At 69.2% G+C, this 24,706-nt stretch carries 22 protein-coding genes; 12 read left to right on the top strand and 10 right to left on the bottom strand.

Annotation, left to right across the window (positions count from 1 at the left end; genetic code table 11):
* Positions 1–30 precede the first annotated feature (30 nt).
* On the top strand, positions 31–495 hold the full coding sequence (locus OHS70_RS16815) for a GatB/YqeY domain-containing protein (RefSeq protein WP_328398319.1): 465 nt from the start codon (positions 31–33) through the stop codon (positions 493–495).
* A gap of 128 nt (positions 496–623) precedes the next feature.
* Here OHS70_RS16815 and OHS70_RS16810 read toward each other — a convergent pair whose 3' ends face one another.
* Entirely contained in the window at positions 624–2,894 is a 2,271-nt protein-coding gene (locus tag OHS70_RS16810; protein ID WP_328398317.1) for a transglycosylase domain-containing protein, read from the bottom strand.
* A 395-nt stretch (positions 2,895–3,289) separates the two neighbouring features.
* On the opposite strand from OHS70_RS16810, the gene OHS70_RS16805 reads away from it, so the two are divergent.
* Entirely contained in the window at positions 3,290–3,634 is a 345-nt protein-coding gene (locus OHS70_RS16805; protein ID WP_177149633.1) for a WhiB family transcriptional regulator, read from the top strand.
* A 147-nt stretch (positions 3,635–3,781) separates the two neighbouring features.
* Here OHS70_RS16805 and OHS70_RS16800 read toward each other — a convergent pair whose 3' ends face one another.
* Both OHS70_RS16800 and OHS70_RS16795 read right to left on the bottom strand, forming a co-directional pair.
* Entirely contained in the window at positions 3,782–5,167 is a 1,386-nt protein-coding gene (locus OHS70_RS16800) for an ArsA family ATPase (protein ID WP_328398315.1), read from the bottom strand.
* A complete protein-coding gene (locus OHS70_RS16795) occupies positions 5,164–6,126 on the bottom strand; it encodes an ArsA family ATPase (RefSeq protein WP_328398313.1) in 963 nt (320 codons plus the stop codon). Before OHS70_RS16795 ends, OHS70_RS16800 begins: the two co-directional genes overlap by 4 nt.
* Before the next feature lie 96 nt (positions 6,127–6,222).
* On the opposite strand from OHS70_RS16795, the gene OHS70_RS16790 reads away from it, so the two are divergent.
* From OHS70_RS16790 to OHS70_RS16770, 5 genes are all read left to right on the top strand, one after another.
* Positions 6,223–6,384 (top strand): DUF4177 domain-containing protein, encoded by a 162-nt coding sequence (locus OHS70_RS16790; RefSeq protein WP_137988514.1) that lies wholly within the window; start codon positions 6,223–6,225, stop codon positions 6,382–6,384.
* Positions 6,381–6,851: a RidA family protein gene (locus tag OHS70_RS16785; protein ID WP_328398310.1), complete on the top strand. Its 471-nt coding sequence runs from the start codon at positions 6,381–6,383 to the stop codon at positions 6,849–6,851. Before OHS70_RS16790 ends, OHS70_RS16785 begins: the two co-directional genes overlap by 4 nt.
* A gap of 295 nt (positions 6,852–7,146) precedes the next feature.
* A complete protein-coding gene (locus OHS70_RS16780) occupies positions 7,147–8,010 on the top strand; it encodes an NUDIX hydrolase (protein ID WP_328398308.1) in 864 nt (287 codons plus the stop codon).
* Positions 8,011–8,107: 97 nt separating this feature from the next.
* On the top strand, positions 8,108–8,947 hold the full coding sequence (locus tag OHS70_RS16775) for an MBL fold metallo-hydrolase (RefSeq protein ID WP_328398306.1): 840 nt from the start codon (positions 8,108–8,110) through the stop codon (positions 8,945–8,947).
* Between the two features lie 83 nt (positions 8,948–9,030).
* On the top strand, positions 9,031–9,915 hold the full coding sequence (locus OHS70_RS16770; protein WP_328398304.1) for a prohibitin family protein: 885 nt from the start codon (positions 9,031–9,033) through the stop codon (positions 9,913–9,915).
* Positions 9,916–10,031: 116 nt separating this feature from the next.
* Here OHS70_RS16770 and OHS70_RS16765 read toward each other — a convergent pair whose 3' ends face one another.
* Positions 10,032–10,706, bottom strand: a complete 675-nt coding sequence (locus OHS70_RS16765; protein WP_017947815.1) for a Crp/Fnr family transcriptional regulator — start codon at positions 10,704–10,706, stop codon at positions 10,032–10,034.
* A 290-nt stretch (positions 10,707–10,996) separates the two neighbouring features.
* On the opposite strand from OHS70_RS16765, the gene nth reads away from it, so the two are divergent.
* From nth to OHS70_RS16745, 4 genes are all read left to right on the top strand, one after another.
* Entirely contained in the window at positions 10,997–11,839 is an 843-nt protein-coding gene (nth, locus tag OHS70_RS16760) for an endonuclease III (RefSeq protein ID WP_328398264.1), read from the top strand.
* 58 nt (positions 11,840–11,897) lie between these two features.
* Entirely contained in the window at positions 11,898–12,614 is a 717-nt protein-coding gene (locus OHS70_RS16755) for an NUDIX hydrolase (protein WP_328398262.1), read from the top strand.
* 80 nt (positions 12,615–12,694) lie between these two features.
* Complete coding sequence (locus OHS70_RS16750; RefSeq protein ID WP_328398260.1) at positions 12,695–13,894, top strand: MarP family serine protease; 1,200 nt, start codon at positions 12,695–12,697, stop codon at positions 13,892–13,894.
* 117 nt (positions 13,895–14,011) lie between these two features.
* Positions 14,012–14,200 carry a hypothetical protein gene (locus OHS70_RS16745; RefSeq protein ID WP_328398258.1) on the top strand — a complete coding sequence of 63 codons (189 nt, stop codon included), beginning with the start codon at positions 14,012–14,014 and terminating at the stop codon, positions 14,198–14,200.
* 99 nt (positions 14,201–14,299) lie between these two features.
* On the opposite strand, the gene OHS70_RS16740 is transcribed toward OHS70_RS16745, so the two are convergent.
* From OHS70_RS16740 to OHS70_RS16720, 5 genes are all read right to left on the bottom strand, one after another.
* Positions 14,300–15,241 (bottom strand): alpha/beta fold hydrolase, encoded by a 942-nt coding sequence (locus OHS70_RS16740; RefSeq protein ID WP_328398256.1) that lies wholly within the window; start codon positions 15,239–15,241, stop codon positions 14,300–14,302.
* Complete coding sequence (locus tag OHS70_RS16735; protein ID WP_328398254.1) at positions 15,238–15,711, bottom strand: phage holin family protein; 474 nt, start codon at positions 15,709–15,711, stop codon at positions 15,238–15,240. Before OHS70_RS16735 ends, OHS70_RS16740 begins: the two co-directional genes overlap by 4 nt.
* Before the next feature lie 123 nt (positions 15,712–15,834).
* A complete protein-coding gene (gene nhaA / locus OHS70_RS16730; RefSeq protein WP_328398252.1) occupies positions 15,835–17,232 on the bottom strand; it encodes a Na+/H+ antiporter NhaA in 1,398 nt (465 codons plus the stop codon).
* Positions 17,233–17,465: 233 nt separating this feature from the next.
* Positions 17,466–19,421, bottom strand: a complete 1,956-nt coding sequence (acs, locus tag OHS70_RS16725) for an acetate--CoA ligase (protein ID WP_328398250.1) — start codon at positions 19,419–19,421, stop codon at positions 17,466–17,468.
* Between the two features lie 237 nt (positions 19,422–19,658).
* Positions 19,659–22,007, bottom strand: coding sequence for a SulP family inorganic anion transporter (locus tag OHS70_RS16720; RefSeq protein ID WP_328398248.1), 2,349 nt, complete (start codon positions 22,005–22,007; stop codon positions 19,659–19,661).
* Positions 22,008–22,294: 287 nt separating this feature from the next.
* On the opposite strand from OHS70_RS16720, the gene OHS70_RS16715 reads away from it, so the two are divergent.
* Positions 22,295–23,578, top strand: coding sequence for a hypothetical protein (locus tag OHS70_RS16715; protein WP_328398246.1), 1,284 nt, complete (start codon positions 22,295–22,297; stop codon positions 23,576–23,578).
* 87 nt (positions 23,579–23,665) lie between these two features.
* Here the strand turns inward: OHS70_RS16715 and OHS70_RS16710 are convergent, their stop codons facing one another.
* Positions 23,666–24,652: an ATP-binding protein gene (locus OHS70_RS16710; RefSeq protein WP_328398244.1), complete on the bottom strand. Its 987-nt coding sequence runs from the start codon at positions 24,650–24,652 to the stop codon at positions 23,666–23,668.
* Positions 24,653–24,706: the final 54 nt, after the last annotated feature.

Raw genomic sequence — 24,706 nt, 5'->3', positions numbered from 1 at the left:
GGGTCCATGAGAAAAGGCTATGAAGAAGTCATGACAACGCTCAAGTCCAAGCTGCAGGAAGACCTCACCGAGGCGATCAGGGCGCGCGACGAACTGCGCTCCTCCACGCTCCGGCTGACCCTCGCCGCGATCACGAAGGAGGAGGTCTCGGGCAAGACCGCCCGCGAGCTCTCCGACGACGAGGTGCAGAAGGTGATCGCCAAGGAGGCGAAGAAGCGCCGCGAGGCCGCCGATGCGTTCGCCCAGGGCGGTCGGACCGAGCAGGCCGAGCGGGAGAAGGCGGAGGGCGTCATCCTCGACACCTACCTGCCGCAGCAGCTGACGGACGACGAGCTCCACCAGATCGTGGCCCAGGCCGTCGAGGAGGCCAAGGCGGCCGGCGCCGAGGGGCCGCGGGCCATGGGCGCCGTCATGAAGATCGTGAACCCGAAGGTGGCGGGCCGCGCCGAGGGCGGCCGGGTCGCCGCCGTGGTGAAGCAGCTGCTCGCGGGCTGAGGCCCGAAGACGGCTCACGCGGAGACTGCTCACGCGGAGACTGATACGGAGCGGGCCCGGTCCGAGATCTCGGACCGGGCCCGCTCCGTCGTTCCCGCACCCGCGCTGCGGCGCGCACTACCTCACCGTCACGGCCAAGGGGTGGCCGTCGCGCCGCCGTTCGCCGGGCCGCCGTTCGTCTGGCCGCGGTTGTTCCCGCCGCCGATCAGGTCCGGAGGGATCGAGACACCGGGCCAGGGCGTCTGCCCGCCGGGACCGGGATCGCCGGGCTTCTCCCTGTCGTCCCGGTCTCTGTCCCTGTCCCTGTCTTCCTTGTCTTCCTTCTCCTCGCCACGGGGCACCGAGACCGGGTTGAAGCTCGGGGTCTCGGAGGCGTCGAGCGCCCCCGACATCGCGATCTTCCAGATCGGGCCGGGCAGGCAGCCGCCGCAGACCTTGTCGTAGTACTGGCCACCGATGGTGATCCGGAACATCGAGGTCTTCTCGCCGATGTCGTCACCCACCCACACGGCGGTGGAGAGGTTGGGCGTGTACCCGACGAACCAGGCGTCCTTGCGGTCGTTCGTGGTGCCGGTCTTGCCCGCGTTGTCGCGGTCACTCAGACCGGCCGCCGTGCCGGTGCCGTCCTCGACCACGCCCTTGAGCATCTGGTTGATGGTGTCCGCGGTCTGCTCGCTCATCGCCTGCGAGCACGAGGTCTTCGGCACCGGCAGGCTCTTGCCGTTCGGGTCCGCGATGGACTCGATGGCGACGGGCGAGCAGTAGGTGCCGCGGTTGGCGAACGTGGCGTAGGTGGCGGCCATGGAGAGCGGCGTGCTCTCCTCGGCGCCCAGGGTGATCGACGGGTCCTCGCCGATCTTCTTGCCGTCGCCCGTCTTGTAGCCCATCTTCTTCGCCATCTCGACCGTCTCGCACAGCCCGGCCATCTGCTCCAGTGATGCGAAGTAGGTGTTGATGGACTTCCCGAGCGCGCTGGTCATGTCCCAGCTGCCGGCCTCCGACTGCAGCTCGTTCTGCACGGGCCAGGTGCCGCTACCGGCGGGGGACCCCGAGCAGTTGGTGAACGAGTTCATCGGCAGGGTGATCTTCCAGGGCGTGGCGAAGGTCTGGGCCGGGCTGAGGCCCTTCTCCAGCGCCGCTGCGGCGGTGATCGGCTTGAACGTCGAGCCGACCTGGAAGCCGTAGGTGGTGCCGCCCATCTTGTTGTCGACGGCCAGATTCAGCACGGTCTCGTGCCGCTTCTGGTCCAGGCCGTACGGGCGGGACTGGCCCATCGACAGGATCTTGCCGCTGCCGGGCTGAACCTGCACCACGGACGCCGCGACCTTGTCGTCCTTGTTGACCTTGGAGGTGGCTGCCTCGTTGGCGGCCTTCTGCGCCCGCGGGTCGAGCGTGGTCCTGATGGTCAGACCGCCGAGGTTCCACAGTTTCTGGCGCTCCTCCTCCGTCTTCCCGAAGGCGGGGTCGGAGAGGATCGTCTTGCGCACGTAGTCGCAGAAGAAGCCGGCACCGCTGACGGCGGTGATGCAGCCGTTCTTCGGCTTGCTGACCTTCAGCTTGATCGGGGCTTCCTTGGCCCGGTCCGCCTCCTCCTGGGAGACGTCACGGGTGTCGGCCATGCGCTGAAGCACCGTGTTGCGGCGCTTGACGGCCTCTTCCGTGTCGTTGACCGGGTCGTAGCGGCTCGGCGACTGGACGATGCCGGCCAGCAGGGCGGCCTCCTCCAGCTTGAGGTCCTTGGCCGACTTGGAGAAGTAGCGGTGGGACGCCGCCTCGATGCCGTAGGCCTGCTGGCCGAAGAAGGTGATGTTGAGGTAGTTCTCCAGGATCTTCTTCTTGCCCAGCTCCTCCTCGACCTGGATCGCGTACTTGAGCTCGCGGATCTTGCGGCCGATGGTCTGCTGGGTGGCCTGGGCGACCTTGTCCGGGTCGTCTCCGGCCTCCTCGACGAAGACGTTCTTCACGTACTGCTGGGTGAGCGTGGAGGCGCCCTCGGTCACGCCGCCCGTCTGCGCGTTCTTGTTGACCGCGCGCAGCACACCCTTGAGGTCGACCGCTCCGTGCTCGTAGAAGCGGGAGTCCTCGATGGCGACGATCGCCTTCTGCATGTACGGCGAGATGTCCTTGAGCGGCACGACCGTACGGTCGCGGGAGTAGACCGTGGCGATCTGCCCGCCCTGGGAGTCGAGGATGGTGGTGCGCTGACTCAGCGGCGGAGTCTTGAGGTTGGCGGGGATCTCGTCGAATCCCTCGACCGTTCCCTTGGCCGCGAGTCCCAGCGCGCCGATGGCGGGCAGCGCGATGCCGGCCAGCACCGCTCCTGAGAGCACACTGACACCGAGGAACTTGGCGGCCTGCTGGGTCCCGGTCAGACCTCCGCCCGCGCGCTTGTTTGCCATGAGGGCAGCCTACGTTCTCATTCGCCGGACACGCGTATATGCCTTGGCCTAAGCTGCTCCCAACTGTCACAGCAGTGCGGTTTCGCATCAAGTACCTGAGACAACTTCCGCTGTACCCGAATCCGGTGGAGTTGTGTCCGAATCCGCCGTTTGTGTCATTCGGCGTCCGATGTGACCCAACTGAAGTATCCCGATTTGCCGGGATTGCTACGTATGCCCTCAGGTCACTCCCCTGGGTGATCTGCCGCGTACGCATAGTCCGTTCGGGCCATTCAAGATTGGGCCCCACGGGGGTGTTGCGCCGTCCCCACCTTCCGTAACGTCCTCAACTGGCAGCGGTGAATATGCCGCTGCCGCCGTGGGGGAGCCTCGATTCGGGAGAGGACGGCGCCGGCATGGGCTGGGTAACCGACTGGAGTGCGCAGGCAGCCTGCCGCACTACCGATCCGGATGAACTGTTCGTACAAGGGGCTGCACAGAACAGGGCCAAGGCGGTGTGCACCGGGTGTCCGGTGCGGACCGAGTGCCTGGCCGATGCGCTCGACAATCGCGTCGAGTTCGGAGTCTGGGGAGGCATGACCGAGCGGGAACGGCGCGCACTGCTGCGCAGGCGCCCCACGGTCACCTCCTGGCGCAGACTGCTCGAAACCGCGCGGACCGAGTACGAACGCAGCGCGGGCATTCTGCCGGTGGGTCTCGACGACGACGAGACCTACGAGACGTACGCCGCGGTCGGATAGCCCCGGGCGGCTCCCCGGGTCGCTTCAGGCCCGAGCCGCCAGGTGGATCGCCGTCCGGTGTGACCCCGCGGGGCCGGCCCCGCGGGGCAGAATCCATGCCCACGCAGCTCCGGTCGCCCGCGCTGCCGACGCCGTTCCGAGCCGCCTCTACACGGCTCCGACCGGTGTACGCCCCCCGGTCGCGAGCCGGTCGCCGATGGCCCGGAGCCCCGCAAGATCATGAACATCGCCGGGCAGAGCGGCCACTTCGGCGACGGCCACCTCGGGGTGGAGGGCGGTGAAGCGGTCACGCGTGCGCTGCTCGCGCGCGAGCACCTGCATCCTTTCGGCATGCAGACGCAACAGGCCCGCGGTCAGTTGCTGCGAGGTCTGCTGGTCGTGCGTCATCTGCTGATCGTCCGTCAACTGCGCTTCAGGGTCTGCTTCGGCGTGCGATTCGGGGGCTGGGTCAGTGCCGGGGGTGTGATGCGCGGCCGGGGATCCGGGAGAGGGAGAGGCGGCCGTGGCGTCACGAACACCAGTCTTCCCGGACGTTTGATCCACAATGCCGGCCTCGTCAAGATTTTCCGCGGCGGCAAGTGCCCGCTCGGCGGAGAGCTTTGAGGCTCCGCTGCCGTGCACCCGGTTGAGCACCAGACCGGCGAGCGGCATGTTCTCCGCCGCGAGCCGCTGCACGAAGTACGCCGCCTCTCGCAGCGCATCCCGCTCCGGGGCCGCGACCACCACGAACGCGGTGCCGGGCGCCTGCAGCAGCCGGTACGTGGCGTCCGCGCGGGTACGGAACCCGCCGAACATGGTGTCCATGGCTGCCACGAACGTCTGCACATCACGCAGGAGCTGACCGCCGAGCAGCTTGCCGAGCGTCCCGGTCATCATCGACATGCCGACGTTGAGGAACTTCATCCCCGCCCGGCCGCCCATCTTCGCCGGGGCCATCAGCAGCTTGATGAACTTCCCGTCCAGGAAGGACCCGAGGCGCTTCGGCGCGTCCAGGAAGTCCAGTGCCGAGCGGGACGGCGGGGTGTCGACGATGATCAGGTCCCACTCGTCCCTGGCGCGCAGCTGCCCCAGCTTCTCCATCGCCATGTACTCCTGCGTGCCCGCGAAACCGGCCGACAGGGACTGGTAGAAGGGGTTCCCCAGAATCGCGCGGGCCCGCTCCGGGTCCGCGTGCGCCTCGACGATCTCGTCGAAGGTGCGTTTCATGTCGAGCATCATGGCGTGCAGTTCTCCCGTCCGCTGCCCACCGCCCTCGCTCGATTCGCCGGGAGATGCCCCTGCCCTGTCCTCGATGCCCTTGACCCTGCGCGGGGTGTTGTCGAGCGAATCGATGCCCATGGACTGCGCGAGCCGGCGGGCCGGGTCGATGGTGAGCACGACCACCTTGCGGCCGCGCTCCGCCGCCCGTACCCCGAGGGCCGCCGCGGTCGTCGTCTTGCCGACACCTCCGGCACCGCAGCACACGATGATGCGGGTGGCCGGATCGTCGATGAGCGGATCGACCTCGAGCGGGGCCGATGCGTCCAGGGTCATGAGCCGGCACCTTGCTTTCGCAGTTCCTTCGCCAGTCCGTACAGGCCCGCCAGATCGATTCCCTCGCTGAGCAGGGGGAGTTCGTACGCCGGCAGATCCAGTGCGTTCAGCGTCCTGCGCTGTTCGCGTTCGAGCTCGACGCGCTGGGCGTGCTCGGCCGCCTGCTCCAGGAGCGGGGTGACCAGCTTCGCGGCGCCGCCGATGCCTGCCGCCGTGAGCGCCTTGGTGATGGACTCGCGCCGGCCGTTCGACGCGTCGCGTACCGTCTCCTCGTCGAGGAGGTGGGGCCGCACCATGTTCACGATCACATTGCCGACGGGGAGGGCGGCGCCGCGCAGTTCGGCGACACCGTCGGCGGTCTCCTGGACCGGCATCTCCTCGAGCAGGGTGACCAGATGCACCGCGGTCTCGGCGGACTTGAGGACGCGCATCACCGCCTGGGCCTGATTGTGTATCGGGCCGATCCTGGCCAGGCCGGCGACTTCGTCGTTGACGTTCAGGAAACGGGTGATGCGGCCGGTCGGCGGCGCGTCCATCACCACGTAGTCGTAGACGTAACGACCCTGCCTGTCCCGGCGGCGTACGGCCTCGCAGGCCTTGCCCGTCAGCAGCACGTCGCGCACGCCCGGCGCGATGGTCGTCGCGAAGTCGATCGCGCCGAGCTTCTTGAGCGCGCGGCCCGCGCCGCCGAGCTTGTAGAACATCTGGAGGTAGTCGAGAAGCGCACGCTCGGCGTCGATGGCCAGCGCGTACACCTCGCCGCCGCCCGAGGCGACGGCGATCTTTCGTTCCTCGTACGGAAGGGCTTCCGTCTCGAAGAGTTGGGCGATGCCCTGCCTTCCCTCGACCTCCACGAGGAGGGTGCGCTTTCCCTCGGTCGCGAGGGCGAGCGCGAGGGCCGCGGCCACCGTGGTCTTACCGGTACCGCCCTTGCCGCTGACGACCTGGAGCCTGCTCACGTATTCGAGCCTAACCAGTCGCCCGGCGTCCTACGCACGAGGCTGCCTGCGGGCTGCGTCACGGGACGGCACACGGGTGCGGCTACAGTCGGCTCCATGACCAAGTGGGAATACGCGACCGTGCCCCTTCTCGTGCACGCGACCAAGCAGATTCTGGACACCTGGGGCGAGGACGGCTGGGAGCTCGTCCAGGTCGTTCCCGGGCCGAACAACCCCGAGCAGCTGGTGGCCTATCTGAAGCGGGAGAAGACCTCGTGAGCGGCGTCATCGACCGCAAGCTCGCCGAGCTCGGGCTGACGCTGCCGGAGGTCGTGCCGCCGCTGGCCGCCTACCAGCCGGCCGTGGTGTCGGGTGCGTACGTCTACACCGCGGGCCAGCTCCCGATGGTGGAGGGCAAGCTTCCGGTCACCGGCAAGGTGGGCGCCGAGGTCACCGCGGACGAGGCCAAGCAACTGGCCCGTACCTGCGCGCTGAACGCGCTGGCCGCCGTGAAGTCGGTCGTCGGCGACCTGGACCGGATCGCCCGGGTCGTGAAGGTGGTCGGATTCGTCGCGTCCGCCCCGGACTTCATCGGCCAGCCCGGTGTCATCAACGGCGCGAGCGAACTGCTGGGCGAAGTGCTCGGCGACAAGGGCGTGCACGCCCGCAGCGCGGTGGGCGTCGCGGTGCTGCCGCTGGACGCGCCGGTCGAGATCGAGATCCAGGTGGAGCTCGTCCAGGACTGAGCCCCTGGGTGAGTCCTGGACCGAACCACCGGTCAGTCCGTACGGCCCCGTGGCCTGCCGCTCGCGGTGGGTGCGGGGCCTTGTGCGTGCCGCCGGGAACCCCCGCAGGGCGGTTTGATGTGATCACGCTCATCGGGGCTCTGTCCGGTCGGGCACAAGACGCATGTCCAGGGGGCGCGGGCGCATCCGTCTCCGGTGGGTCCGGGCCTGCCGGCACGCCAGGTCGCGTGGATCCGGGCGGCCGGTGACCTGGCCACCCCTCGAACATCGGCGCGAGAGCGCATAGGCTCCCGCCATGTCCAATGGTCAGTGGTACCCGCCGGAATGGCCCGACCGGATCCGTGCCCTCGCCGACGGCACGCTCGCCGTCGTCGCCCCCAAGCGGGCCGCGACCGTGATGCTGCTGCGCGACACAGCGGACGGTGCCGTCGTCCACATGCTGCGCCGCCGTACCTCCATGGCCTTCGCCGGAGGTGCGTACGCCTATCCCGGTGGCGGCGTGGACCCGCGGGACGACCGGCCGGTGCGCTGGGCGGGCCCCTCGCTCGAGAGCTGGGCGGACCGCCTGGGCACCGACCGCGCATCGGCACAGGCCATCGTGTGCGCGGCGGTACGGGAGACGTACGAGGAGGCGGGGGTCCTGCTCGCCGGCAGCACCGAGGACACGGTCGTCGGCGACACGACGGGCGACGACTGGGAGGCGGACCGGCAGGCGCTGGTGGACCGGGAGCTGTCCTTCGCGGACTTCCTGGACCGGCGCGGCCTGGTGCTGCGCTCGGACCTGCTCGGCGCCTGGGCGCGGTGGATCACGCCGGAGTTCGAGCCGCGGCGCTACGACACCTGGTTCTTCGTGGCCGCCCTGCCCGAGGGGCAGCGGACCCGCAACGCGTCGACGGAGGCGGACCGTATGGTCTGGATCCGCCCGGCCGAGGCGGCCGCGGGCTACGACAAGGGCGATCTGCTGATGATGCCGCCGACGATCGCGACCCTGCGGACGCTTCAGCCGTACGGGACAGCCGCTGCGGCCCTCGCGGCGGCTGCTGCCCGTGACCTCACGCCCGTGCTGGCCGAGGCGCGGCTGGAGGGCGGCGAGCTGATCCTCAGCTGGCCGGGCCACGATGAATTCACCAAGCACATCCCGACGGGAGACCCGCGATGACGCACGCGCCTGCGGGGCCGGTCCGGCCGGCCGGACCGGCGGCCACGTCTGCCGAGGTGCGCGCCGGCCTGCCCGCCGTACCTGCCGGAGGTTCCCGATGAGCGACGCTCAGAGCCTGCCCGGGCAGCCCCGTGGGGGCGTGCTCTCCGGGCCTGCCACCACGCGCGCCGTCAACGTCCTCGCGCCGAACCCGTCCGCCATGACGCTCGACGGCACCAACACATGGATCGTCTCGGAGCCCGGCTCGGACCTTGCGGTGGTCATCGACCCCGGGCCGCTGGACGACACTCATCTCCGGGCCGTCATCGACACCGCCGAGAAGGCGGGCAAGCGGGTGGCCCTGACCCTTCTCACGCACGGCCACCCCGACCACGCCGAGGGCGCGGCGCGCTTCGCCGAGCTGACCCGCACCCATGTCCGCGCCCTCGACCCCGCGCTGCGGCTCGGTGACGAGGGGCTCGCCGCCGGTGACGTGATCCGGGTCGGCGGGCTGGAGATGCGCGTGGTGCCCACACCGGGCCACACCGCCGACTCGCTCTGCTTCCATCTGCCCGCCGACCGGGCCGTTCTGACCGGCGACACGATCCTCGGGCGCGGCACGACGGTCGTCGCGCACCCCGACGGGCGCCTCGGCGACTATCTGGACTCCCTGCGGCGGCTGCGCTCGCTCACGGTCGACGACGGCGTGCACACGGTGCTGCCGGGCCACGGGCCGGTGCTGGACGACGCCCAGGGGGCGGTCGAGTTCTATCTGGCGCACCGCGCCAACCGGCTCGCCCAGGTGGAGACGGCCGTCGAGAACGGCTACGGCACTGCGGCCGAGGTGGTGGCCCATGTGTACGCGGACGTGGACCGGTCCCTGTGGCCCGCCGCGGAGCTGTCGGTCCTGGCGCAGCTCGAGTATCTGGCCGATCACGGTCTGATCGGGGGGAACTAGCCAGGCACCCCCGAGCGTCCTGGGGTCGCGGACGATGCTTTACGCTCCGCTTACTTTGCGACGTCGGTCCCTGGGGGGAAGCCGTGTTTGTCCTGTTCATCGTGCTCGCCATAGCCGCCGCGGTGATGTTCTTCGTCGCCCGCGGCAATGACAACAGAGGTCTCAAGCTCGGCGCGCTCGGCGCACTCATAGCCGGCCTGTTCGCCGGGATCGCCAGCTGTGTGCATGTCGTCAGCGCTTACGAGGTCGGGGTCCCCGTGACCTTCGGCAAGGTCGGCGTACCCATGAACTCCGGCGTGAACCTCACCTCGCCGTTCACCAACGTCACCACCTTCTCCACCCGCCCTGTGGACCTCAATCTGTCCGACGACGACATCGTGGAGGTGCGCTCCTCGCAGGGTGGCGTGATGTACGCGGAGGCCACCGTGAAGTGGGCGGTGACCCCTGCCAAGGCCGTGGAGCTCTACAAGCTCGCAGGCACCGAGGACGCGATCCAGCAGCGGCTGGTCTACCCGGACAGCAGGGAGATCATCCGGAACGTCTTCGCCCGGCACACCAGCGAAGAGGGCTACGCATCGGCCCGCGAGAAGATCAACAGCGAGATCAGTACGCTGATCAAGGAGCGGCTCGCACCGCGCGGCATCGACGTCACCACGGTCAACCTGCGCAATGTGAAGCCGTCGGACCGGCTGCAGGACCAGATCGACCGCAAGATCCAGCAGCAGCAGGCGACCGAACGGGCGACCGAGGCGGCCCGTACCGCGAAGGCGGAGGCCGAGCGCCGCCGGATCGAGGCGGAGGGCATCGCCCGCGCCAACAAGATCCTCAGCGACTCGCTGAGCGACAAGGTGCTCGCCAACCAGTGCATCGACGCCTTCAAGGAGGCGGCCGCGAAGAACCCGGTCTATGCGGTGCCCTGCGGATCCGGCACCGGCAATCCGCTGATCGTGGACGGCACGAAGAACTGACGCGAGGGACCGGGCCCGGCATCACGTCCGTCCGGGGCCGGCGTCCCGTACGCAACGTGGAGGGGCCGCCCGCAGAGTGTGCGGGCGGCCCCTTGCGTATGCGTGCCGGGCGGTGCCTAGCGCGAGCGCTTGGCGAGACGCTCCACGTCCAGCAGGATCACGGCCCGGGCCTCCAGCCGCAGCCAGCCGCGCTGCGCGAAGTCGGCGAGTGCCTTGTTCACGGTCTCGCGGGAGGCGCCGACCAGCTGGGCGAGCTCTTCCTGGGTCAGGTCGTGGACGACATGGATGCCCTCCTCCGACTGCACGCCGAAGCGGCGCGACAGGTCGAGGAGCGCCCGCGCCACACGGCCCGGTACGTCGGAGAAGACCAGGTCGGACATCTGGTCGTTGGTCTTGCGCAGCCTGCGTGCGACCGCGCGCAGCAGCGCGGTGGCCACCTCCGGACGGGCGTTCAGCCAGGGCTGAAGGTCGCCGTGGCCGAGGCCGAGGAGCTTGACCTCGGTCAGCGCCGTGGCGGTGGCGGTCCGCGGGCCGGGGTCGAAGAGGGAAAGCTCGCCGATCAGCTCGCCCGGGCCGAGGACGGCGAGCATGTTCTCGCGGCCGTCGGGGGACGTGCGGTGGAGCTTGACCTTGCCCTCGGTCACCACGTACAGGCGGTCGCCCGGGTCGCCCTCGTGGAAGAGCGCGTCGCCACGGGCGAGCGTCACTTCACTCATCGAGGCGCGGAGCTCCGCGGCCTGCTCGTCATCGAGCGCCGCGAAGAGCGGGGCGCGCCGCAGAACGTCGTCCACGAATCTCTCCTTGTCGACCTGCTCAGGGGACGTTGTCCCCATGATGCCGGACCGGGCTGTGGTGTTCCGGGACACTGTGCACCGCGGCGGCAGCCCCGGGGAACGGACCCCGGTAGTAAACAATCGTGCGATCAATCACAACAAGTTTGACGCACTAACGCGCCAGTCCCTACGGCAGGGGCCCGATCGGGTCGCGATATCCGGTGGCTGGGGCGGATGTCGGTGCCGCCCTTTAGGCTGGCCGGGTGTCCAATTCGCCGGTGAGAGCGCAGGCAGAGGGGGCTGACGGCATGTCCGGAAAGCAAGATTCCGCTGTGGGCGAACAACTGTCCCCCAGTCCGGGCAAGAGGAAGAAATCGGATGAACCGGAATCGCGTCTGGCGATGGTCCGCCGGGCTCGCCGCATCAACCGCGAGCTCGCCGAGGTCTTCCCGTACGCCCATCCGGAGCTGGACTTCAGGAACCCCTTCGAGCTGCTGATCGCGACGGTCCTGTCCGCGCAGACGACCGATCTGCGGGTGAACCAGACGACTCCGGCGCTCTTCGCCAAGTACCCCACGCCCGAGGATCTGGCCGCCGCGGTGCCCGAGGACGTCGAGGAGCTGATCCGCCCCACCGGCTTCTTCCGGGCCAAGACCAAGTCGATCATGGGCCTCTCCGCTGCCATCAGGGACGACTTCGGGGGCGAGGTCCCCGGCCGGCTGAAGGACCTGGTCACCCTGCCGGGCGTCGGCCGCAAGACCGCCTTCGTCGTCCTCGGCAACGCGTTCGGGGTGCCCGGTATCACCGTGGACACCCATTTCCAGCGGCTCGTCCGCCGCTGGAAATGGACCGACCAGGAAGACCCGGTGAAGATCGAGGCCGAGATCGCCGCGATCTTCCCCAAGAGCGAATGGACCATGCTCTCGCACCGGGTGATCTTCCACGGCCGCCGTATCTGCCACGCCCGCAAGCCCGCCTGTGGCGCCTGCCCGATCACACACCTGTGCCCCTCGTACGGAGAGGGCGAGACGGACCCGGAGAAGGCCAGGAAGCTGCTCAAGTACGAGATGGGCGGCTACCCCGGCCAGCGCCTGAGCCCGCCCCCGGACTACCCGGGCAAACCGGCCCCCGCCCTGGGCCCGACCGGGTGAGCCGTCCGCGTACGGAACGATCCATGCGCCCGGGGGCGTTGTGAACGAGGGGGTACCCATGACGCGCACTGGAGAAGAGACGTACGTGAACAGAGGCGTGAGCGACGGCGAGGTGACGGTCACCACGGAGGGCCTCCCCTCCTGGCTCGACCCCGTTGTGCGCGCCGCGGACACCGTCCAGCCGGAGCAGCTCAGCCGCTTCCTGCCGCCGGAGAGCGGCCACGGCCGCCAGTCCGCCGTCCTCGTCCTGTTCGGCGAGGGCACCCAGGGCCCGGAGCTGCTGCTCATGGAGCGGGCGGGGAGCCTGCGCTCCCACGCAGGGCAGCCCTCGTTCCCCGGTGGCGCCCTCGACCCGGAGGACGGCGACCCGGCCACCACCGGACCGCTGCGGGCCGCGCTGCGGGAGGCCGAGGAGGAGACCGGCCTGGACCCGGCCGGAGTCCAGACCTTCGGCGTGCTGCCCAAGCTCTACATCCCGGTGAGCAGTTTCGTTGTCACACCCGTACTGGCTTGGTGGCGTACCCCGAGCCCGGTCGGAGCGGTCGATCCCGCCGAGACCGCACGTGTCTTCACCGTGCCCGTGGCGGATCTCACGGATCCGGCCAACCGCGCGACGGCCATCCACCCGAGTGGTCACCGCGGGCCCGCATTCATGGTCGAAGGCGCTCTGGTCTGGGGTTTCACGGCCGGCGTGATCGACAGGCTCCTTCATTTCGCCGGCTGGGAACGATCATGGGACCGCACGAAGCAGGTCCCACTGGACTGGCGCTCATGACAGGCTGGCGGTCGGGCCCTGTGCCCGGGACCCACCGGCCGGACGGAGCACCCGGCGATGAAACTGCGAGGCTTTAGACGGTGAACGTGCTGGACATCCTGTTGCTGGTCGCCGCCGTCTGGTTTGCGATCGTCGGCTATCGCCAGGGCTTCGTCGTCGGCATCCTGTCGGTGATCGGCTTTCTCGGGGGCGGACTCGTCGCCGTCTATCTGCTCCCGGTGATCTGGGACGCGGCGACGGACGGCTCCGAGGTGTCCACCACGGCCGCGATAGTCGCCATTGTCATCGTGATCGTCTGCGCCTCGATCGGCCAGGCCTTCACCACCCACCTCGGCAGCAGACTGCGCCGCCACATCACCTGGTCACCGGCGCGTGCGCTGGACGCCACCGGCGGCGCGCTGGTCAACGTCGTCGCCATGCTGCTGGTCGCCTGGCTGATCGGCTCCGCCCTCGCCGGGACCTCCTTGCCCACACTGGGCAAGGAGGTGCGCAACTCCAAGGTGCTGCTCGGAGTCTCCCGGGTGATGCCCGATCAGGCCAACACCTGGTTCACGGACTTCTCCTCCGTACTGGCGCAGAACGGCTTCCCGCAGGTCTTCAGCCCGTTCGCCAACGAGCCCATCACCGAGGTCCGAGCGCCGGATCCGGCGCTCGTCGGCAGCCCCGTCGCCGCCCGCGCCAAGCAGTCGATCGTCAAGGTCGTCGGTACCGCCCCGAGTTGCGGCAAGGTGCTCGAAGGCACCGGCTTCGTGTTCGACAAGCGCCGCGTGATGACCAACGCGCATGTCGTCGGCGGTGTCGACGAACCGACCGTCCAGATAGGCGGCGAGGGGAAGCTGTACGACGCCAAGGTCGTGCTCTACGACTGGGAGCGCGACATCGCGGTGCTGGACGTCCCCGATCTCAAGGCGCGCCCGCTCCAGTTCACCGAATCCGATGCCCGCACCGGTGACAGCGCGATCGTCGCGGGGTTCCCCGAGAACGGCTCGTACGACGTCCGCTCCGCCCGCGTCCGCGGCCGTATCAACGCCAACGGCCCGGACATCTACCGCCGGGGCACCGTCCGCCGCGACGTCTACTCGCTGTACGCGACCGTCCGCCAGGGCAACTCCGGCGGACCGCTGCTCACCACGGACGGCAAGGTCTACGGAGTCATCTTCGCCAGGTCGCTGGACGACGCCGACACCGGGTACGCCCTGACGGTCGACGAGATCCGCAAGGACATCGCCCAAGGCCGTGCCGCCAACCAGCAGGTGGACAGCCAGGGCTGCGCGCTGTGACGGGTTGCGCCATCCGCAGGAACGGTTGTCCTACGAACAGCCAAATGCCTGGCGCATAGGCCAATTGGCCGCCCCCGGCACGGTTACGGACCATGGGGGCCGGGCACACGTCGGGGTATGGGCTGGACGCACGACTACGGTGACGCAGCACGCAACCGCCGCTCGGCCAATGGGCCGATCACCCACGAGAGGGGTGGCCCTCAGGGGGAGGGCCATGAGCATCCGGGGCAGGGGATCGGTATTCCTCGGATCCTCCGCCGCCGGGCACGCTGGGTATCAGCGCGCCTGCGGCATCCCCGGGGCTGACGACCGAGGCTGAGGTCCCCGTACCCGGCGGGCAGTCCACCGCAGGTGTGTCCACCCACCCGGTCTCGCTGCCCGGTGGGTGTTCTCCACCGGTGTTCTCTACCGGTCGGGCTCGGGGTCCTTCAGCCAGTTGATCAGCTCGGTGGAGAACGCCACCGGGTCCTCCTCGTGAGGGAAGTGCCCGAGTCCGTCGAACAGCCGCCAGCGGTAGGGCGCTTCGACGTACTCCCCGGATCCCGCCGCGCTGCGCGTGCGCATCGCCGGGTCCAGGGAGCCGTGCAGATGCAGTGTCGGCACGCGCACCGGACGCTTCATACGCCGGTTGAACTGGATGCCGTCCGGCCGGGCCAGTGAGCGGACCATCCAGCGGTACGGCTCGATGGAGCAGTGCGCCGTGGACGGAATGCACATCGCCCGCCGGTAGACGTCCACGGCCTCGTCCTCGAGCGGACGCGGACCGGTCCACTCCTGGAGCAGGTCGCCCACCAGCGCCGCGTCGTCCGCGACCAACTGACGCTCCGGCAGCCACGGGCGCTGGAAGCCCCAGATGTGCGAACCGGCGCGGCTCTGGGCGAAGTCGGAGAGCATGGCCGAGCGCCACCGGCGCGGATGCGGCATCGAGGAGACGGCAAGCCGGCGCACCAGCTTGGGCCGCATCACGGCCGCCGTCCACGCCAGATAGCCGCCGAGGTCGTGCCCGACCAGCGCAGCGTCCGGCTCGCCGAGCGAGCGCACCACACCGGTGATGTCGAGCGCGAGGTTCGCGGGGTCGTAGCCGCGCGGCGTACGGTCGCTGCCGCCCACGCCGCGTAGATCCATGGCGACCGCACGGAACCCGGCGTCGGCGAGCGCGGTGAGCTGATGCCGCCAGGTCCACCAGAACTGCGGGAAGCCATGGAGCAGCATCACCAGTGGCCCGTCGCCCATCTCCGCGATATGGAAGCGGGCGCCATTGGCTGCCACGTCGCGGTGGGTCCAGGGACCATCGAGGCGTACGGGGCTGCCCGAACTGCTGAAGCCACCGGTGATGTCGTCGGTCATGCCGAGACCTTGACCTCGGCCTTGTCGAGCGCCGGCCGGGAGGCGGGCCGCGGGTGCGGCTTGACGTTCTGCAGCATCGCGGCCGTCTCCTTGGCCGACGCGATGGACTTCTCCGGCGGCTTGACCTTCTTGAACTTGGCGACGGCAAGCAGCGCGAGCAGCCCCGCGAGCAGCAGGAACGCGACGCCGACGATCAGGAACGACCAGGCCAGGCCCAGACCCAGGTTGTGGATCCCGTATGCCGCGGCGAAACTCAGGACCGGCAGCGAGAAGAGCGCGAGCACTCCCGCGATGGACATGGCCGCGCCGCCGACCGCACTGCGCTTGACGTCCTGTCGCAGCTCCGCCTTGGCGAGCGCGATCTCGTCGTGCACCAGGGCGGACATCTCGGCGGTCGCCGCGGCGACCAGCTGGCCGAGACTGCGGTCGGCGCCGACAGCGTTCGCTGTGGTGTTGCCGGGGTCGCTCATCGCTGACTCCCTCTCGTCTTGTCAGGCTCTACAGCTCTACAGCTCTACAGCTCTACGGTGCTACGTCTGCGGGCCTCACGGATTCTGCGGGCTCCACAGGTCTTCTGCGCGTCCGATGTCAGATCATGCCGGACTGCCGCCTCCATCGCGCGACGCCCCCGCCACTTGTGCCCTTCTGCGGTGTTCTGCGGCCTTCGCCTCGTAGATCGCGGCCATCCTCAGGTGGTACTCGGGATTGTCCTGTTCGTACACATCGGGGATGCCGTCCAGATCCTCGTCGCGCTCCTCCTCCGCGAACAGCGCCAGGTAGGTGCGGTCCCGGAGCTTCAGCAGGATGCAGGCGAGTACGGCGGCGATCAGCGAGCCCATCAGGACCGATGCCTTGATCTCTTCCGTCAGCGTCGCGTCGCCCTCGAAGGCGAGCTCGCCGATGAGCAGTGAGACGGTGAAGCCGATCCCGGCGAGAGAGGCGAGGGCGAGCACATCGGGCCAGGCCAGGTCGGGGTTGAGCTCCGCCTTGGTGAAGCGGGCGGCGAGCCAGGTGCCACCGAAGATGCCGATCGTCTTGCCGACCACGAGGCCGAGTACGACGCCGAGCGTTTCGGGCCGGGTGAAGACCTGGCCGAGCGCGTCGCCGCCGATCGAGACCCCGGCAGAGAACAGCGCGAAGAGCGGCACGGCAAGGCCGGCCGAGAGAGGGCGTACGAGGTGCTCGATGTGCTCGCCGGGGGAGTGCTGCTCCCCTTCCCGCCGGGTGCAGCGCAGCATCAGGCCCATCGCGACGCCGGCGATGGTCGCGTGGACGCCGCTGTTGTACATCAGCCCCCAGACGACGAGGGCGAGGGGCACATAGATGTACCAGCCGCGCACTTCCTTGCGCAGCAGCAGCCAGAAGAGGGCGAGTCCGGCGAACGCGCCGCCGAGGGCGGCGAAGTTCAGGTCGGCGGTGAAGAAGACCGCGATGATCAGGATGGCGAAGAGGTCGTCGACGACGGCGAGGGTGAGCAGGAACGCGCGCAGCGCGGACGGCAGTGAAGTGCCGATCACGGCCAGGACGGCGAGTGCGAAGGCGATGTCGGTGGCGGTCGGTACGGCCCAGCCCTTGGTGGAGCCGCCGCCGACGGCGGTGACCAGGAGGTAGACCATCGCGGGCATGGCCATCCCGCAGACGGCGGCGATGACGGGCAGCGCGGCGGTGCGCCGGTCCCGCAGTTCACCGGCGACGAGCTCACGCTTGAGCTCGATCCCGGCGACGAAGAAGAACACAGCCAGCAGTCCGTCGGCGGCCCAGTGCTCGACGGACAGGTTCAGCCCGAGGGAGGCGGGTCCTATGTGGAAGTCGCTGACGGCTGTGTAGCTGCTGCTGAGAGGTGTGTTGGCCCAGATCAGCGCGGTGATGGCGGCGACAAGGAGCAGAACGCCACCGACGGTCTCGGTGCGGAGGGCGTCCGCGAGGTAGTTGCGCTCGGGGAGGGAGAGCCGTCCGAGAAAGGTGCGCCGTTCGGGAGCGGGGGCGGCCACGTGAAAGAACCTCCGGTCGGTGGGCAGGGCTCAGCACATGCCGACCAGACTTCCCGGCGCACCCGGTGTTCTTTGTCGCACTATTGATGCGGCCTTTACTCTACCCGAGTGCACAGAGGGTGTATCCGGCATTGCTCACTTTAGGCATATGGGGGATATGAGGCGCGCGGCGGAACCCCAAAGGGGTGGGTCCGGCCGCTGTGCGGCCGGACCCACCCCTTTGGGGAGACTTCTCAGTCCTCGCTGGGCGCGCTCGGCAGGCGTGACTGGATCAGGTCCATCACGGAAGAGTCCGTGAGTGTCGTGACATCGCCGAGCTGACGGTTCTCCGCGACATCCCGCAGCAGTCGGCGCATGATCTTGCCGGAGCGGGTCTTCGGCAGCTCGGCAACCGGGAGGACCCGCTTGGGCTTGGCGATCGGGCCGAGTGTCGCGCCCACGTGGTTGCGCAGCTCCGCGACGAGGCCCTCGTCCTCGCTTGCCGTGCCCCGCAGGATCACGAACGCCACGATGGCCTGGCCGGTCGTCTCGTCCGTCGCGCCCACGACCGCGGCCTCGGCGACCGAGGGGTGCGACACGAGCGCGGACTCGACCTCGGTGGTGGAGATGTTGTGTCCGGACACCAGCATCACGTCATCGACGCGTCCCAGCAGCCAGATGTCGCCGTCGTCGTCCCTCTTCGCGCCGTCACCCGCGAAGTACTTGCCTTCGAAGCGCGACCAGTACGTGTCGATGTAGCGCTGGTCGTCACCCCAGATGGTGCGGAGCATCGACGGCCACGGCTCGGTGAGGACGAGGTAGCCACCGCCGCCGTTGGGCACCTCGTTGGCCTCGTCGTCCACGACCGTGGCCGAGATGCCGGGCAGCGGCCGCTGCGCCGAGCCGGGCTTGGTCTCGGTGACCCCCGGCAGCGGCGAGATCATCATCGCGCCGGTCTCGGTCTGCCACCAGGTGTCCACGATGGGGGTCTTGCCGGCGCCGATGTGCTCCCGGTACCAGATCCACGCCTCGGGGTTGATGGGCTCGCCGACCGACCCGAGGACCCGCAGACTGCTCAGGTCGAACTTGGCGGGGATGTCGTCGCCCCACTTCATGAACGTCCGGATCGCGGTGGGCGCCGTGTAGAGGATCGTGACGCCGTACTTCTGCACGATCTCCCAGAACCGGCCCTGGTGCGGGGTGTCGGGCGTGCCCTCGTACATGACCTGGGTCGCGCCGTTGGCCAGCGGACCGTAGACGATGTACGAGTGGCCGGTCACCCAGCCGATGTCGGCGGTGCACCAGTAGACGTCCGTCTCGGGCTTCAGGTCGAAGACGGCGTGGTGGGTGTAGGCCGCCTGGGTGAGGTATCCGCCCGAGGTGTGCAGGATGCCCTTCGGCTTACCCGTCGTGCCGGAGGTGTAGAGGATGAAGAGCGGGTGCTCCGCCTCGAACGCCTCGGGGGTGTGCTCGGCGGACTGGCGGCCCACGATGTCGTGCCACCACACGTCGCGGCCCTCGGTGAAGGCGGTGTCCTGGCCCGTGCGCCGTACGACGAGGACATGCTCGACCTGCGGGCACCGGGAGACGGCGTCGTCGATGGCCGGCTTGAGGGCGCTGGGCTTGCCGCGGCGGTAGCCGCCGTCCGCTGTGATGACCAGCTTGGCGTCGGCGTCCTGGATCCGGGAGGCGACGGCGTCGGCGGAGAAGCCGCCGAACACCACGGAGTGCGCGGCACCGATCCGGGCGCACGCCAGCATCGCGACCGCGGCCTCGGGGATCATCGGCATGTATACGGCGACCCGGTCGCCCTTGCGTACACCCAGCTCGGTCAGGGCATTGGCTGCCTTGGCGACCTCGTCCTTCAGCTCGGCGTAGGTGACGGCGCGGCTGTCGCCGGGCTCGCCCTCGAAGAGGATGGCGACCCGGTCGCCGTTGCCCGCCTCGACATGGCGGTCCACGCAGTTGTACGCGACGTTCAGCGTGCCGTCGGCGAACCACTTCGCGAAGGGCGGGGTGGTCCAGTCGAGGGTCTCGGTCGGCTCGGTGGCCCAGCTGAGCCGTCGCGCCTGCTCGGCCCAGAAGCCAAGCCTGTCCGCCGCGGCCTGCTCGTACGCCTCAGCGGTCACATTGGCGTGCGCGGCCAGCTCGGCCGGCGGCGCGAACCGCCGCTCTTCCTTCAAGAGGTTGGCCAGGCTTTCGTTGCTCACGACATCTCCCTTTCCCAGGGCGTCTTCTGTGCGTATGTGTCCCAGGCCATAGCTCATCAGCCGGAGGGCCGGGTGACAAGAGCCTTCCGGATATTGGTTTAGACCTCTGGGTGGCCCCTCCTTCCCGAGCGGAGGGAAGGAGGGGCCACACGCTTTCACGGACGCCGCACGCCGGAGGTTCAGCCACGCGGTCCCGCCCCCGGCCCACGGGAGGCCGGCGAGCCGGGGCCAGGGGCCTCAGGCGCGGGACTTGTGCAGCGAGGAGGGGGCGGGACGCACCCGGTCGAACACCTCGTCGATCTCGTGCTCGTCGCTGCTCGCCAGGAGATACGCCTGGGCCTCGCCCACATGGAAGTACATGCCGTGCAGCTGCAGCGTCCCCTCGGCGAGCCGCCGCGCAACCGATTCGTGGTGCCGCAGATGCTCCAGCTGCTGGACGACATTGGTCAGACACAGCTGCTCGACCGCGTCGGTGGGCAGCCGGCCGGAGATCCTGGCCCATGGACGGTGCTTGCTCCGCATCCGCTCCAGGCTCGGCTGCCCATGGCGCAGCCAGCGTCCCAAGGGCGTACGGGCGCCGCCGGCCGGTCCGCTGAGCAGGGCCTGCATCGCCCCGCAGCCGGAGTGCCCGCAGATGGTGATCGAGTCCACCCCGAGCACGTCGACCGCGTACTCGATCGCTGCCGCCACCGAGTCGTCGCCGGACTCCTTGCCGGGCGCGGGAACCAGATTGCCGACGTTGCGCACGGTGAACAGATCACCGGGCCCGCTCGCCGTGATCATGCTGGTGACCAGCCGGGAGTCGGCGCAGGTGAGGAAGAGCTGCGACGGCCGCTGCCCCTCCCGCGCCAGTCGCGCCAGCTCGTCGCGCACCAGGGGGGCCGTGTTGCGCTGGAACGAGCTGAGGCCGCTGGCCAAGTGATGCGTCTCGGGCTGCTGCGGCCGGTCCTCGCAGTGGTGATTGCGCCAGGGCGTCCATGGCCGGCAGCAGCCGTGCGTCTCGGATGCCGGCTCGCTGATCCTGGCCCCCGCCCGCCCGGTGAATTCCACGCTCCCGCCCTGTGCGGCATGCGCGGTCTGCCAGTCGTGGAGCGCTTCGTACGCCGCGTGGTCCATAAAGGAACCGTCCAGCTCCACGACGCACTGCGCGTCGTGGGGCACCTGTCCCAGCATCCGGCTCAGCCTCGGCACCGCGAGAAATGTCAGCTGACCGCGCACCCGCACCCGGTGGACACCTTCGTGGAACTCCAGGGTGATCCGGGTCCGGGTCAGTCGGTGCAGCGCGACGATGACCGCCACCGCGATCCCGATCACCACACCTTCCAGCACGCCGGTCACCACGACCGCGCCCAACGTCGCCGCGTACACCAGCATTTCGCGATTGCGCCTGACGGTGCGCATATGCGTGATGCTCACCATCTGGATGCCGACCACCATCACCAGGGCCGCCAGCGCGGCGAGCGGAATGAGATCGAGCACGGACACCAGCAGCAGCGCGGCGACGGCGACCCACAGCCCGTGCAGCATCGCCGAGTGGCGGCTCACCGCGCCGGCGGCGACGTTGGCGGCGCTGCGGACCGCCACCCCGGTGATGGGCAGCCCGCCGAGTGCGCCGGAGACGACGTTCGCCGCCCCCTGACCGGCCAGCTCCCGGTCGAGCCGGGCCCGCGGAATGCGGACGTCCGGCGTCTTGCGCGCGGCCACCAGCTTGTCCACGGCGACCGCGGACAGAAGCGACTCCACGCTGCCCACCAAGGTGATGGTGAGCACGGCGGCCAGGAGCCCGAGCGTCGGGCCCTCCGGCAGCGCGGGCAGGGCATGGCTGCTCCAGGAGGGCAGATCCACTCGCGGCAGGCTCAGCCCGGCGAGAACGGTCAGCGCGGTCGCGAAGGCCACCGCGGCCAGTGCGGCCGGTACCTTCCGGATGATCTTCCCGGGGCGCCCGGGGATCCGAGGCCACAGCAGCAGCACGGCGACGGTCAGGGCGCTGGCGTACAGCGCGGACGGATGCACGTCGTCCAACTGGGCGGGCAGACCCCGGATGTTGTCGACCGCCGAGCTCTGCGGGGTGCCGCCCAGGACGATGTGGAGTTGGGCGAGGGCGATGGTGGCACCGATGCCTGCCAGCATGCCGTGCACGATCGCAGGGCTGACGGCGAGCGCGGAACGGGCCACCCGCAGGGCGGCCAGGCCCATTTGGCACAGCCCGGCGAGGACCGTGATGGCGCACGTGGTGCGCCAGCCGTAGTGCTGGATCAGCTCGGCGGTGACGACCGTCAGCCCGGCCGCCGGGCCGCTGACCTGGAGGGGGGATCCGCCCAGCCGGCCGACGACGATACCGCCCACCGCGGCGGCCACGAGTCCGGCCTGGAGCGGTGCGCCGGTGGCCAGTGCGATGCCGAGGGAGAGCGGCAGCGCGATCAGGAACACGGAGATGGAGGCGGACAGGTCGGCGCCCGCGATCCGGAAGCGGCGGCCTCCGCCGGGCGGTGGGTGGTGCGGCTCCCGTGAGCGGGACGCGGTGTCGGGTCGTCCTGGGCCGGACGGCCCTTCTTCGGGTGTGCGGGTGGGGACGCAGGCAGACATGGTTCCCGTCTCCTCCGGGGCAGCGCGGTCGCGGAATGTGGGGACGCGGCCGTGGGTCACGGCGTGCAGTGGCGGGATTCTCAACACTCGGTAAATGGATCGTAATGCAGAGTAAAGACTCAGGCATGATTTTCAGGGCAAATGGGGTGATCATTCACCCGATTCAGCGATTAATCATTTGATAACGCCGCGCCGCTCTCGCTTGTCGCGCCCGCGATGCGACTTTGTCGGCTCCACAACCAACCGGAGTCAGACAGTCGTATGGGCATAAGGAAGAGGGTGGACGAATGCTGGCCGCCACAAAGAGGATCACCGTCGGGGCCGTGGCCGCGACGACGTTGATCGCAGGGTTCGCCGGGTGTTCCGGCTCGGGCGGCCAGCAGGGGTCGGGCGCCCCCGGAGCGAAGAAGGAAGGGGCCGCAGCCCTCAAGGGTGCTGTGCGTCTCATCGGTGACGGCTCCACCGCCTTCACCGGCGTGCAGTCCAATCTGCTCCGGCCCAAGCGCCTGAAGCCCGGTCAGCAGCCTCCGCAGTTCGTGGTGTTCTCCTGGGACGGCGCCGGGGAGGACAGCCAGAAGCTCTTCTCGCACTTCCGCGAGGTCGGCAAGAAGTACGGGGCGACCATGACGTACTTCCTCAGCGGTCTCTATCTGCTGCCCGAGGGCAAGGCCACCCTCTACGACCCGCCCCAGCACGCCCCCGGCAGCTCGGACATCGGCTTCAACGACCTCGAGGGGATCAAGGACACCGTCCGGGAACTGCGCGGTGCCTGGCTGGACGGCAACGAGGTGGGCACCCACTTCAACGGGCACTTCTGCGGCAACGACGGCGGAGTGGGCACCTGGTCGGTGGAGGAGTGGAAGAGTGAGATCAGCCAGGCCAAGTCCTTTGTCAGGAACTGGAAGACCAACTCGGGCCTCACCGCCCTGGAGCCGCTGCCGTTCGACTACGAAAGGGAGCTCATCGGCGCGCGAACCCCGTGCCTCGAGGGCCGCGAGAACTTCCTGCGCGCCGCGAGGGACCTCGGCTTCCGCTATGACACCAGCGGCATCAGCAGCCAGGTCTGGCCCACGAAGGAGAGGGGCCTGTGGAATTTTTCGCTCCAGATGGTCCCGGTGCCTGGCCGTGCCTTCGAGACGCTGGCGATGGACTACAACTTCATGGTCAACCAGTCCGGCGCGTCGACCCAGGGCGACCCCGCCAAGCACGACTACTGGGGCAACCAGATGAGGGACGGACTGATCCAGGCCTTCGGCCGCGCCTACGGGGGCAACCGCGCTCCGCTGATCATCGGCAACCACTTCGAGTCCTGGAACGGCGGCGCCTATATGCGAGCCGTCGAGCAGACGATCGCGACGGTGTGTGTGATGCGGGACGTCAAGTGCGTGTCGTTCCGTCAGCTCGCCGACTGGCTGGATGCCCAGGACCCGAAGGTTCTGGGCAAGCTGCGCCGGCTCGGTGTCGGCGAGGCCCCGGGCGGCGGCTGGGGCGGTTATCTGACCGTTCTGTCGGCAGTGCCTGCCGGTGCCCCCGCTGTGGAGCGGCCGCGCGAAGAGGCCGGCCGGGACTGACCCCGGCCCCGCACGGCTTCCGGCGGTGCGGCAGTGGAACGAGCCCGGCCTGTGCGCACAGGCCGGGCCCGGCCGGAAGGCCGGCCGTCAGCTGGGCTGGGACACCGGCGCGTGGTCGCCCAGTACGAACCCGGGATCCACCTGCGCGGCCAGGTCGGCGCCCGTCTTCGCGTTTCCCCAGCTCTCCGCGTTCCGCAGATGGAAGTGGACCATCTGACGCATGTAGCGCTCCGGATCGCGGTCCGTGTACGAGTCCTCCGCGGCGCTCTGCAGTTTCTGCAGCGCCATGCGGTTGACGGCCTCCAGCAGTTCGAAGTGGGGCGGCCTCCCCTTCTCCATCGCGCGCACCCAGTCGGAGTGCCCGAAGGTGACGAGGAGGTCATCACCGACCTCGTCGTGCAGGAAGTCCACGTCGTCCTGCCCCTGCACCTTGTTGCCGACAACCTTCAGGCCGATTCCGTAGTCCCGCGCGTAGTCCTTGTACTGGCGGTAGACGGAGACTCCCTTGCGGGTCGGCTCGGCCACCAGGAACGTCATGTCGAAGCGGGTGAACATGCCGGACGCGAAGGAGTCCGAGCCCGCCGTCATGTCGACGACCACGTACTCGTCGTCGCCGTCCACCAAGTGGTTGAGGCAGAGTTCGACCGCGCCGACCTTGGAGTGGTAGCAGGAAACCCCGAGATCGGACTCGGTGAAGGAACCGGTCGCCATCAGCCGGATGTCGCCGTCGTCGAGTCGGACGGTGCGGGCACACGCCTCGTACACCGGGTTGTCCTCGACGATCCGAAGCAGCCGCGAGCCTCTCCCGGGCGGGGTTGTCTTGATCATCGTGTCGATGGAGGCGATCCGCGGATTCGTGCCGCGCAAGTAGTCCTTGATCAGCGGCAGCTGCGCCCCCATCGCGGGCAGCGCCGCCGCCTGCGCCTCGTCGAGGCCGAGCGCGGCCCCCAGGTGTTGGTTGATGTCGGCGTCCACCGCGACGACAGGAGCTTCATTGGCGGCCAGGTGGCGGATGAAGAGCGAGGACAGCGTCGTCTTTCCGCTGCCGCCCTTCCCTACGAAAGCGATCTTCATGTTCACCTAGCGTAGTGCGGTCACTGCACGTTGTGCTCGTCGTGCGTGAGGAAT

It is taken from the genome of Streptomyces sp. NBC_00390 (genome assembly GCF_036057275.1).
Lineage (GTDB): Bacteria > Actinomycetota > Actinomycetes > Streptomycetales > Streptomycetaceae > Streptomyces.
Note: the sequence above shows the minus strand (reverse complement) of the source record. Positions and strands in the feature narration are given on the sequence as shown.

Coding starts and splice junctions, on each gene's coding strand:
- OHS70_RS16800 (WP_328398315.1), bottom strand. CDS start 5,167: ATGACCCTGGACGCATCGGCCCCGCTCGAGGTCGATCCGCTCATCGAC.
- OHS70_RS16745 (WP_328398258.1), top strand. CDS start 14,012: ATGGGCTGGACGCACGACTACGGTGACGCAGCACGCAACCGCCGCTCG.
- OHS70_RS16780 (WP_328398308.1), top strand. CDS start 7,147: ATGTCCAATGGTCAGTGGTACCCGCCGGAATGGCCCGACCGGATCCGT.
- OHS70_RS16775 (WP_328398306.1), top strand. CDS start 8,108: ATGAGCGACGCTCAGAGCCTGCCCGGGCAGCCCCGTGGGGGCGTGCTC.
- OHS70_RS16790 (WP_137988514.1), top strand. CDS start 6,223: ATGACCAAGTGGGAATACGCGACCGTGCCCCTTCTCGTGCACGCGACC.
- OHS70_RS16740 (WP_328398256.1), bottom strand. CDS start 15,241: ATGACCGACGACATCACCGGTGGCTTCAGCAGTTCGGGCAGCCCCGTA.
- OHS70_RS16715 (WP_328398246.1), top strand. CDS start 22,295: ATGCTGGCCGCCACAAAGAGGATCACCGTCGGGGCCGTGGCCGCGACG.
- OHS70_RS16735 (WP_328398254.1), bottom strand. CDS start 15,711: ATGAGCGACCCCGGCAACACCACAGCGAACGCTGTCGGCGCCGACCGC.
- OHS70_RS16720 (WP_328398248.1), bottom strand. CDS start 22,007: ATGTCTGCCTGCGTCCCCACCCGCACACCCGAAGAAGGGCCGTCCGGC.
- OHS70_RS16810 (WP_328398317.1), bottom strand. CDS start 2,894: ATGGCAAACAAGCGCGCGGGCGGAGGTCTGACCGGGACCCAGCAGGCC.
- OHS70_RS16805 (WP_177149633.1), top strand. CDS start 3,290: ATGGGCTGGGTAACCGACTGGAGTGCGCAGGCAGCCTGCCGCACTACC.
- OHS70_RS16815 (WP_328398319.1), top strand. CDS start 31: ATGACAACGCTCAAGTCCAAGCTGCAGGAAGACCTCACCGAGGCGATC.
- OHS70_RS16755 (WP_328398262.1), top strand. CDS start 11,898: ATGACGCGCACTGGAGAAGAGACGTACGTGAACAGAGGCGTGAGCGAC.
- OHS70_RS16710 (WP_328398244.1), bottom strand. CDS start 24,652: ATGAAGATCGCTTTCGTAGGGAAGGGCGGCAGCGGAAAGACGACGCTG.
- nth (WP_328398264.1), top strand. CDS start 10,997: ATGTCCGGAAAGCAAGATTCCGCTGTGGGCGAACAACTGTCCCCCAGT.